The following is a 12,183-nucleotide window of genomic DNA, read 5'->3' on the forward strand; positions in this document are numbered from 1 at the left end:
AAAAACATTAATCATGTCATTTCAAGCATATATAGATAATATCCAGAAAAAAACAGGCAAAACGCCTGAGGATTTTAAAAAACTGGCAGAGGAAAAGGGATTTGTCTCTAGTGGTCAAGTCGTAGTAAAAGCCACTCAAGTTACCGATTGGTTGAAGGAAGAATACGAATTAGGCCATGGTCATGCAATGGCTATTTATGCTTCACTCAAAGGTAAAACCTCATAAAATTGTAAGGAAACAGGCTGCCTCTAATCTAATCAATGGAATAACCTGATTATAGGTAGACCAATTGTTGAAACGTAGAAGCGGAGGCAGCCTGTTAAAATTACTCGATTTTTATAGAAGTTCTCAAGTTGTCTGTAGTAGAAGAGTTTCCTATTGAAATTTCGAATTCTCCGGGTAGGTTGACATAATTGAAGTCTTTATCAAATGTCTGAAATGCACTTTTATCTATTTTAAGCTTTACAGTTTTTTTATCTCCGGATTTCAACGATACTTTCTGATAAGCCACCAAGTTCTTGATTGGGTCGTCTGATTTTCTATTTTGATCACTTACATATACTTGAATCACTTCTTCACCATCTTTCTCACCAGTATTGTGAAGTGTAACTTCTAAGTCTAGTGATTGGCCAACTTTGACTTTTGAGTTGGTTTTCAAATCTGCAAAATCAAAACTTGTATAACTTAATCCATGCCCAAAAGGATACAGTGCTTCACCTTTGAAGAACCTGTATGTTTGATTACTCATGGTGTAGTCAGTAAAGTCAGGAAGGTCTTTTTCAGACTTGTAAAATGTAATCGGCAGCTTCCCAGAAGGATTATAATCACCAAAAAGGATGTCGGCTATAGCGGCACCTCCTGCTTGTCCTGGATACCAGGCCTCCAAGATGGCAGGAATGTGTTCGTTTTCCCAGTTTACGGCAATAGCAGAGCCATTCAACAAGACCAATACAACAGGTTTACCCAATGCATGCATGGATTTAATCAGTTTCAGCTGGGTTTCCGGTAATCCAAGTTTGGTACGGTCTCCACCTCGGAAGCCGTCGACTTGAATGTCCATTTCTTCACCTTCCATACGAGGTGTCAAACCCATAAACATGACTATAACGTCAGCATCTTTGGCTACTTCAATGGCTTCTTTTTCTAAATCAGGTTTTGGCTCTGCCCATACCAACTGAACCATCGCATCTGCATAAGTTTCTCCAGCATCTACTCGGAAACTATAAGTCTGTCCTTTTTCGAGCCAGATCGATTCTCCATGAACTAGCCTTGGATCTCCATATTCATCTCTAAAATGATAACTGGTTTTGGCTGCCAATTCACCTTCAAAATAAAGCTGTGTATTGCAAGTGGTGATGACACCTATTTGGTGGTAACCCGTTTTATTGGCTATCAATTCACCTTTCCACCTTACACCGAAATCATCATCGTCCATATCTTTCCTCGGCGCTCGGTCACTCCAATTGATGTCAATGTTTGCAAATTCCTCTGTGAATAGTGGATTTCCTTTTAGCTTGCTATTGTCGAAGAATTCTGCTTGAATCCTTCCTTTTATCGCTGACTTCTCTATGGTATAGAACATCGGCAAGCCATCTGCATACTCTGAACCTTGAGCAAATTCAACTTTTGTACCATTACCGACCTTATCTTTGATCCCCTGAAGTGGAGTGATTGCTTCCGAAGGGACACCATTATAGTTACCTAAAAGCATAAGCCATTGATCTGAATTGGGACCAATGACAGCAATGTTATGGAGGTCTTTGGATAGAGGCAATGTTTGATTATCATTTTTTAAGAGTACCATTGATTCTCTTGCTGTTTGTAAGGCCAATTTCCGGTGGGAATCTTGATCGACTACTTCATATGGAATTTGAGCATATTTCACTTTTTCTATGGGATCAAACATGCCGAGCCTGAACCTTGCTGTAAGTAATCTTTTTACGGAGACATCTATTTCCTCTTCTGTAATGTAGCCTTTAGCTACAGCTTCGACAAGTGACAGGTATTCGTTTCCACAGCTCAAGTCAGTTCCAGATTTGACTGCAAGTGCGGAGGCCTCAGCTTCAGAGTCAGTTATTTTGTGAAATTCCCAAATATCTGTGATCGCAAAACAGTCAGATACAATAAACCCATCAAAACCCAACTCATCTTTCAAAGTAGTCTGCAACAACCATTCACTTCCACAGCAGGCTTCACCATTAAGCCTATTGTAAGCACACATGGCAGAATAGGGGTGGGCTTGCTCAATGGCCATTTTGAATTGTGGTAAATATGTCTCCCTAATATCTTTCAAGCTCACCTTAGCATCAAATTCATGCCGTTCTGGCTCTGGACCACTATGCACTGCAAAATGCTTGATGGTGGCAATGGTTTTGAAATACTCAGGATCATCACCTTGCAGTCCTTTGATAAATGGTACTGCAAGTGAACCGCTCAAGAATGGATCTTCTCCATAAGTCTCTTGCCCTCTTCCCCAGCGTGGATCTCTGAAAATGTTGATGTTTGGAGACCAAAGTGTGAGTCCTTGGTAAAGATATCGCTTTTCTTTTCTTACAAAATCATGGTGTTTTGCTCTCGTTTCATCTGAGATTGCTGTAGCCACATCAAAAATCAAATCTGTGTTCCATGATGCTGCCATTCCGATGGCTTGTGGAAACACTGTGGCAATACCAGCTCGAGCCATCCCATGAAGTCCTTCGTTCCACCAGTTGTAAGCTGGAATTCCAAACTCATCAATAGCGACAGATTCATTCACCATCTGACTGACTTTTTGCTCCAGCGTCATCCTAGAGACTAGGTCATCTACTCGTTCAGAGACAGGGAGATCAGGGTTTTGATAGGGGAATTCATATTGGTTTTCTTGAGAGCAGGCACAGCAAAAGTAGAATATGCCAAAAACGTAAATTAATGGATTTTTGTAGGTCATTTGATAGGTTTTATTGGTAGGTTTGAGATCAAATACTGGGCAGGAAACAATAGTTTTGAGGCATAACTCGCTTTAATGGCCAGTAAGTCATGCTTGCCAAAAAGATTGATTACCTAGGCATTTGATCAAAAATACTAAATATCTATCGAAAAGCTTAACTTTTGTAACTCGAAGGTAATTCGCCAAAGTGCTCTTTGAAGACTTTTCTGAAATACTTGATGTCATTGAATCCGGCTTCGTATGCAGCTTGAGACACAGGTATTTTATGTTCAGAAATGAGCTGAGCGGCCCTTTTTACTTTGATCATTCGAATATAGGCGTTGATATTGTATCCTGTGATAGCTTTTATTTTTCTGAAAAGAGAAGTTCTACTCATGCCCATTTCGGCGACTATGTTGTCTACTTGTGTCTCTTCTTTTCCGATTTGTTCTAGGATGATTTGATCCAGTTTATGAAGAAATTTTTTCTCTACATGCAGCAGGTCATGATCTTTGGCATCAAGAGGCGAAGTGTCTACTGCTTGTTCCTGAGCGGCAAAATGTTTTCTTAACTTTTTCCGGTTTTCAATCAAATTTTGAACCCTTGTTTGAAGTAGCATGCTATTGAATGGCTTGGTGATGTAGTCATCAGCACCTTCTTTGTATCCTGTCTGCATACTTTCAATATTTCCCTTTGCTGATAGCAAGATGATGGGAATATGCGAAGTGATGTCATTTTGCTTGAGGTAAATACACAAGTCCAGTCCATCTTTGAGGGGCATCATGATATCCGAAATGATCAAATCAGGTACATATTTCAGTGCTTTCTCTACACCTTCCTCTCCATTCTGAGCATGTATGAGATCATAATGTTTTTTCAGCAGGCTATCCAAGTAGGACAAAATGTCAATATTGTCATCTATCAAAAGCACTATTGGTCTCTCTTCATCTGCATTTACCAACACTTCTTGATAGGGCTGATCTTCAATAAGTAACATTTCAGTCATATGATCGAAATCCATGTTCGTTTGATTGATTGGGAGATAATCAGTATTTGAAATCTCAAGTGTTTTGGGAATACTGATGGTGAATATTGTTCCTTTTTTTGGCTCGCTGTCTACTTCTACAGTTCCATGATGTAGCTCAGTAAGGCTTTTGACCAATGCCAATCCGATACCAGTGCCACTTTTTTTATGTTTATTGCCCGTTTGATAAAACCACTCAAAAATTCGCTTGCGCTCCTCTAGTGCGATTCCAGGGCCTGAGTCGGCTACAGATAGTCGAAAATATTCTTGGTCTGAGCTTAGGCTAATTAAAACTTTATCATCTTTTTGGGCATACTTTAGCGCATTAGATACCAGATTGTTGAATATGATTTGTAGTTTTTCAAAATCAAATTTTACCATCATGTTTCTCTCTGAAAGTACACATGAAAGTTCTATGTGTTGTTTTTTTGCGAGCGGTTTATAGTTCTGAACCCATTGCTCCAGATACATTGAAAGATTGTATTCGCCTACATTTAGTTGGCTTAGTCCTGTTTCAGCTTTTCGAAACTCCAAGAGATTCCCTATCAATTGATGAAGGTATGCTGCATTTTTTTGGACAATGGATAATTTAGAGAGCTGACTTTTGGACTTTATTTGACCGATTAGATCTTCTATCGGAGCCAATATCAGCGTGAGTGGTGTTTTGAGTTCATGTGAAAAGCTCGTAAAGAACCTTATCCTTTCCTCATTCACATCATGTTCTAGTATACGCTGTTGTCTTTCTAATTCAAGGGAGTTTTTTAGCTTCAGTCTGTCATTATAATACCTGAGACTTAAAATGATGACTATCAAAATCAACACAAAGTATAAAAAGTATGCTGGGGGCGTTTTCCAAAAGGGTGGGGTAATGGTTAATAGTATCTTACGCTCCACTTCTTGTTCGTTTCCGATTCTTGCTTTTACCCTCAAGGTATAATTTCCAGGTGGGATGTTACTCAGATTTGCGGAGCCGTTACCTTGTACCTGTATCCAATGGTCGTGGTAATTCTCAAGTTTATAAGCATAGTTGACCTGCTGCGCAAAAGGGAATTTCAAAAGTGAAAAGTCAATAGAAATGAGTGTTTGTAAGTAATTGAATTGGAGTTTTTGCTTGTAAGAAATTGCTGAATCTAGGAAGACATCTCCAGCATAAATTTTATCATTAAAGAGTTTTAGATTCTCAATAATCAAGCGTTGATTTAATTTCTGTGTGATTTTTTGCGGATGAATGATGTTCACTCCTTTATTTCCTCCGAAAATTAAATTTCCATCTCTACTCAATGCAACTGCCCCAATATTAAATTCGCTTTTTTGGATATTGTCAAATGCATTCAAATGACCGATTTGATTGCTAGTTGGATGGTAATAACTTATGCCATTATTTGTTCCGAGCCATACCACACCCTGATCATCGATCTGCATACTGACGATGGTATTGTTGCTCAATCCATCAGCTTCTGTGAAGGCTTTGTAAGTTTCATTTTTAGGGTCAAGTCTTATCAATCCACCATACCTGCTTCCAATAAGTACATCTTGATTGGGAAGAATTGCTATTCCAAAGTATACATTGATCGCTGCTAACTCTTTGGTTAGAAAAGATTTAGATGACCCACTATTTGGATCATAGCGTATGATTCCTGAGCCAAAAGTAGCCAACCATAGATTGCCCTTTTCATCGAAAGCAATTCCTCTGATATCCAGCTTGCCAAGCTCTCTGATGTATTCGAACGTATCATTAATTTCATCATATTTGTAAAGACCTCCTTGGTTGGTCCCTACCCATATATTGCTCAATACATCTTCAGCAATCACCCTTACATCTGCACCGTCTCGAACATGACCCTGAAGGTACCGTTTTATTTTACCAGTTTTGACATCCAGCTTGTTCAATCCTCCTTGGTAAGTGCCTATCCACAGCCTTTCTTTAGAGTCTTCTTTTAGCGCAATGATATAGTCACTGGTGAGACTATTGGAGTTAGCCTGATGGCTTCGAAAATTAGAGATACTTCGGTCTTCTGGATTGTATTTGTCCAAACCACCTCCATCGGTGCCTATCCAAATCCTATTCGAAAACATGCTCGTGGCTATAGATCCGATCCTTTCATGAGAGATCGAGTGGTCTGCCATTGGATTTTTTTGTATTAAAGTAATGGCTTCTCCTTTTGGATTTACGAAATTGAGCCCAGTACTGGTTCCGAGCCACATATTTCCATCTTCATCTTTTTTTATTGCAGATACTGTACGATTGTAGACACTTGAGCCATCTGATTTTGGAAGATGCCATACCAGATTTAAATGTTTACTTTGCAAAAAATGAGATTTTTCAAGGATATTCAAGCCACCATTTCTAGTGCCTATCCATATATTGCCATCACCATCTTCTTCAAAACACAATACATCTGTATCTGATAGTCCAGAGTTTTGATTTTTACCTGCTTTCAAAGCCAACGTATCACCTTTGACAGTAATTACACGAAGACCTTCATTAGTTCCTATCCATATATTCCCATCAATGTCTGAATAAAGGGAATTTATTTGAGAAACCTTTTTGCCCAAAATGCTAAGATTAACCCTCTGGTTCGCTTTGTTTATCAGGTTCAATTTGTTTAGCCCTTGATCGTATGTCCCAATCCATGCAATGGAATCACCTTGAAGTGCTACTGAAGAGATCTGATTCGATGAAAGTCCTGACTGACTATTGGGATTGTGGATGATGGTATGTTCTATTTTCCCATTTTTATTGATCACTTGTACACCGTACCTGTATCCACCCAAGATAAGTTTACCCTCAGGTGTATGCTGGAATGCACTGATGCTATTGCTTATAAGTCCATCTTTTTGCTGTAAGACATCAAACTTTTCTTTTAGAATATCATAGGTGATAAGCCCACCATCGGTAGCCATCATAAGTTTGTTGTTTCCGATAGCTTTGATTTGTTGGACAAAATTATTGGCAAGAGAAGATTCAGGATTATCTAAGTTCTGTTTGAAATTCTGGAATTTGCTTCCATTGTATCTGCTCATACCTTCATTGGTACCTATCCAAATATAGCCCAATTCATCTTGTGTGATACTGTTGATGACATTATGAGCTAGTCCAAGCTCCATATCTAAAAGGTAAAAATTTAGTGGATTTTGGGGCTTGGTGATTATGGTGTTTTCATCCTGACCATTAGCTATAAATATGCTACATGTTATACTGATCAAGATTAGGATGAAGGGCTTGTACATGATGATATTTTTATAGAAAATTCCCTCATATGATGGAATTTGATAATTTTGAGAGGATTTGGACGATTTATACCCCTTTTTTTGTCGGTTTATCACCCCACATACAAATGTACAATGAGGAATATTGTAATCAATCTCAGGGAGAAATTTCTGTGTTCGTTCTTACATTTCAAATTTATCTTATTAACAATTTAACCCAAAAGAAAGATGAAAAAAGCTTATACTAGCTGGGTATCATTTATGGTATTGATACTAACTTTCACTTTTCACCAAATGGCGTTTGCTCAGCAGACGACCATTAGAGGAAAAGTACTAGATGAAACTGGTGAATCCCTACCAGGGGCATCTGTAATTATCAAAGGCACCACCTCAGGTGCAGTTACGGACATTGATGGGAACTTTACAATCAATGCCAGTGTCACCCCCCAATCTGTTTTAAGGATCTCCTTTATAGGATACAAGACCCAGGAAGTTTCTGTAGGGTCTCAAACCCAATTTACAATAAACATGGAATCCGATATGGATGATCTAAGTGAAGTTGTAGTAGTGGGTTATGGTGAGCAAAAGAAAGTGACCCTAACTGGCTCTGTTTCTCAAATAGATGGTCAGGAACTTACAAGAAGCCCTCAGCCCAACGTTTCCAATTCACTTGCAGGGAGATTCTCTGGACTTATAGCTAGCAATAGAAGTGGTGAGCCAGGCTATGATGGATCTAGTATCTCTATCAGGGGTCTTGCTACTACCGGTAATAATGATGTCCTTGTGGTAATCGATGGTGTACCAGGTCAGATCGGTGGATTGGAAAGGTTGAACCCTGATGATATTGAGAGTGTCTCTGTACTTAAGGATGCTTCTGCTGCCGTATATGGTAGCCGAGCAGCTAATGGTGTGATCCTCATCACTACCAAAAGAGGTAAATCAGGTAAGCCTGTGATCTCTTACAGCTATAACCAAGGTTTCTCTTCTCCAACTAGGCTACCAAGATTGGCTGACGCAGCTACTTATGCTACGATCAGAAACGAGATTGCATTCTACAATAACAATCAGAATGGAATGAATCAAGTCTATAGCCAAGAAGAAATAGAGCGCTTTAGAAATGGTTCTGATCCTCTTAATTACCCGAACACGAATTGGCAACGAGAGACTTTACAAGATTTTGCATTGCAAAATCAACATAACCTGAGCATCAGAGGAGGTAGCGATAATGTGAATTATTTCGTCTCTTTGGGTAAATTGTCTCAGGATGGTCTCTATAGAAATGGCGCTGCAAAATTTGATCAGTATAGCTTTAGATCAAACATCGATGCAACTGTAAACGAGCGTTTGACAGTAGGACTGGGTTTGGCAGGAAGAAAAGAAGCAAGAATGTTCCCAACTGAAGGAGCAGGTCAAATCTTTAGATCTATCTATCGTGCATATCCTACAGTGAATGCATTTTATCCTAACGGACTCCCATCATCGGGCATTGAAAATGCCAATCCAGCGATATTAGCAACAGATCTTGGAGGTACAAATGATAACCCACGATATGTATTCAATGGTATTTTGAGAGCGAAATATGATCTTCCAGTACTAGAAGGACTTTCCGTAGATGGTTTTTATTCTGTGGATGAAAGCTCAAATAGGTATAGAACTTTCCGAGTGCCTTACACTTTATACAACTACAATAGGACAGCGGATACTTTTGACCCTATTGTAATTGGCGGTGGGCCAAATCAAAGACCTTCTTTGGATCAAGGACATACCAATACGTCTATGATTGTAAGTCACATCAAAATGAACTTTAACAGGCAGTTTGGAAATCACTTCGTAGATGCTTTTGTAGGTTTTGAGCAAAGTGAAAACAAAGAGCAAGAATTTGGTGCAGCGAGGATTAACTTTCCTACTGCGGAAACTCCAGAGCTATCTCAAGGTGGATCAGCAGCTACGGACTACAACAACTGGGGAAGAAGCTACAATTTTACCAGAAGATCTTTTATCAGTAAGTTTAACTACAACTACAACGAGAAATATCTTTTGGAATTCCAAGCTAGGGTAGATGGATCTTCGATCTTCCCAAGAGGTAATCGATACGGATTCTTCCCAGCTGTATCAGCAGGTTATAGGATATCAGAAGAGGATTGGTTCAGAGATAGCTTTAGCTTCATGGATGACTTGAAAATCAGGGTTTCACATGGTCAGCTAGGTAACGACAATGTGGGGCAATTCCAGTTTTTTGACAATTATACATTCAACAATCGCTATGTACTGGGTGATGTCGTAAGACCAGGGATAGATTTGGTTAGACTTGGGAATCCAAACATTACTTGGGAGACGGCTAACAAAACAGATATTGGATTGAATGCAGTTATTGCAAGAAAATTCAATTTTGAAGCGATCTATTTCTATGAAGACAGAACAAATATCTTGACAACTAGGAATGCTTCAATCCCATGGTCTTCTGGAATAGTTAATCCATATGGTGGTGAATCATTGGTTCCTTCAGAGAATATCGGAAGGGTTAAAAGTCGCGGTGTTGAGACTACTCTAGGGTATGAGCACAGAGGCAAGGATTTTACTTTCGGAGCAGCAGGTAACTTTACATTTGCTAGGAACGAGATCATTTTCATGGATGAGGCAGCAGGTGTACTTGACTATCAAAGGCTGACTGGTAGACCGATGAATACTTACTTGTTGTACAGAGCAATTGGAATTTTCACCTCAGAAGAGCAATTTGATCAGTTTCCTCATGTGCCTGGAGCACGTCTAGGCGACTTGATCTATGAAGATATCAATGGAGATGGTGAAATCACTGCTGACGACATGTATAGAACCAATTTGGGTAATATTCCTCAAATCACTTTTGGTCTGAACCTGAATGCGACTTACAAGAATTTTGACTTTGCGATGCTATTCTCTGGTCAAGGTCGTGCAAGACAATATGTCCTTCCTGAGTCTGGAACTGTAGGTAACTATTACAGCTCATGGTCAGACAACAGATGGAGTCCAACCAATCCTAATGGAACATTCCCAAGAGTTAGTGAAAGATCTTCTTCTGCTGTAAGTGGTGGACTTTTTCCATCTGATTTTTGGCTCCAAGATGTTTCATTCGTGAGATTGAAAAACTTGGAAGTAGGATACAATATTCCAAAGCACTTATTGGAAAGATATAAAGTAGGAAATCTAAGAGTGTATGCTAATGGATTCAACTTATTGACCATAACCAAGGTGAAGGACTTTGACCCAGAAGGTTCAAGCAACAGCGGTCAATTCTACCCTCAGCAGAGGATTCTCAATTTAGGTGTCAATATTCAGTTTTAAACCCGAAAAGCCATTTACAAAATGAAAAATTTAAAGTACTATATCATCCTTGTTATCGGTATCGCTTTAGCTGGATGTAATGAAGATTTTCTTGATATTGTACCACCAGATAGGGTCTCAGATGCCTCTATTCTTTCGGATACGACATTGTTTGAAGCCTATGTGATCAATAGATATTTGGGCGTTAGGTTAGGAGACAAAGAAGGAGATGGTTCTGTGCCTGGTTTTGGTAGAGGATTTGAATATGCACTTTGGTCTTCTCTTACAGATGAATCAGTTTACAATAATGATGACAACACTTGGGTAATACAGCAAGGGCTACTTTCTCCTGAAAATACTGGTATTGCTGGTACTCTGTGGGGCAGAAGTTATAGAAGTATCAGGGAGTGTAACTTTGCCTTAGTCAATCTTCCAAACATTAACATGTCAGAGACTGGGAAATCACGTCTTAGAGCAGAACTGAAATTCATCAGGGCTTACAGGTATCATGACCTAATCAGAAATTATGGTCGAGTTGTCTTGAGAGGTGATGAAGTATCTATGCTTGGAGATGATTTTAGCAATCCTGCATTGTTTACAAGAGCCAGTATAGAAGAAGGCTTAAGTTACGTGCTTGCTGAGTTAGATGAAGCTATTGCTGGACTTCCATCGCAAAATAGTGGGTCTTGGCTTGAAGGTAGAGCTACAAGAGGTGCGGCTATGGCATTGAAGTCCAGATTACTTCTTTATGCTGCTAGTCCTCTTTATAACGGAGGTACAACTGGCTCTACAGAGCAATGGCAGAGGGCAGCACAAGCTGCACAAGATGTGATGAACCTAGGTCAATATTCTTTGTATCAGCAAGGATATGGTGAGATGTTTACTGCATCAGGAAGTCATCAAGAAGTGATTTTTGCGAGATTTTACAACTTGAACCAGAGGCATACTGCATTAGAGATTGCCAATGGCCCAAATGGCTATGATGCTTGGGGTGGAAATGCACCTCTTCAAAACCTGATAGATGATTATGAAATGATGGATGGTTCTTCATTTGATTGGGATAACCCAACTCATGCAGCTAATCCATATGCAAACCGTGACCCTAGATTCTATGAGACCATTCTACACAATGGAGCTCCCTATCGCGGAAGGAATGTGGAAACATTCCTTCCCGGTGGAAGGGATAGTCAAGATGGTCCTTCCAACTGGAATACTAGCAGAACGGGATATTACATGAGAAAATTCATCGATGAATCTCTTCCTATTCAGAATCCATGGCAAGTAGCTGGTACTCAAAACTGGCTATATTTCAGGTACGCTGAGATCCTTCTCAACTATGCCGAAGCCAGAAACGAAGCCAGTGGGCCTGACGCTACGGTGTATGAAGCTATTAACAGCATCAGGGGAAGAAATGGTGTGAACATGCCTCCTTTACCTGCCGGACTTTCCAAGGATCAAATGAGAGAAAGAATCCAACATGAAAGAAGAATCGAGCTGGCATTTGAAGAGCATAGATTCTATGATGTCAGAAGATGGATGATTGCAGAGGATACAGAAAACGAACCTGCATACGGAATTGATATCAGAAGGGCATCAGATGGTACTTTCACTTATCAAAGAAAAATTGCTCTACAAGGTAGAAGGTTCTTACAGAGACATTATTGGCTACCTATTCCTAGACAAGAGATCTTAGCTTCAAACAATGCATTGGAGCAAAATCCAGGATATAATTAAATTGGCTTC

At 39.6% G+C, this 12,183-nt stretch carries 5 protein-coding genes; 3 read left to right on the top strand and 2 right to left on the bottom strand.

Annotation, left to right across the window (positions count from 1 at the left end):
* Positions 1–13 precede the first annotated feature (13 nt).
* Complete coding sequence (locus tag MM214_RS08365; RefSeq protein ID WP_241294287.1) at positions 14–226, top strand: DUF4287 domain-containing protein; 213 nt, start codon at positions 14–16, stop codon at positions 224–226.
* 100 nt (positions 227–326) lie between these two features.
* On the opposite strand, the gene MM214_RS08370 is transcribed toward MM214_RS08365, so the two are convergent.
* Positions 327–2,927 carry a glycoside hydrolase family 3 C-terminal domain-containing protein gene (locus MM214_RS08370; RefSeq protein ID WP_241294289.1) on the bottom strand — a complete coding sequence of 867 codons (2,601 nt, stop codon included), beginning with the start codon at positions 2,925–2,927 and terminating at the stop codon, positions 327–329.
* 154 nt (positions 2,928–3,081) lie between these two features.
* On the bottom strand, positions 3,082–7,161 hold the full coding sequence (locus MM214_RS08375; RefSeq protein ID WP_241294291.1) for a two-component regulator propeller domain-containing protein: 4,080 nt from the start codon (positions 7,159–7,161) through the stop codon (positions 3,082–3,084).
* A 207-nt stretch (positions 7,162–7,368) separates the two neighbouring features.
* Between MM214_RS08375 and MM214_RS08380 the strand changes: the two genes are divergently transcribed.
* On the top strand, positions 7,369–10,461 hold the full coding sequence (locus tag MM214_RS08380) for a SusC/RagA family TonB-linked outer membrane protein (protein WP_241294293.1): 3,093 nt from the start codon (positions 7,369–7,371) through the stop codon (positions 10,459–10,461).
* Between the two features lie 21 nt (positions 10,462–10,482).
* The gene (locus MM214_RS08385) at positions 10,483–12,174 is read left to right on the top strand and encodes a RagB/SusD family nutrient uptake outer membrane protein (RefSeq protein WP_241294295.1); all 1,692 of its coding nucleotides are present in this window, start codon (positions 10,483–10,485) and stop codon (positions 12,172–12,174) included.
* The last annotated feature ends 9 nt before the right edge of the window (positions 12,175–12,183 follow it).

It is taken from the genome of Belliella kenyensis (assembly GCF_022549675.1).
Taxonomy (GTDB): domain Bacteria; phylum Bacteroidota; class Bacteroidia; order Cytophagales; family Cyclobacteriaceae; genus Belliella; species Belliella kenyensis.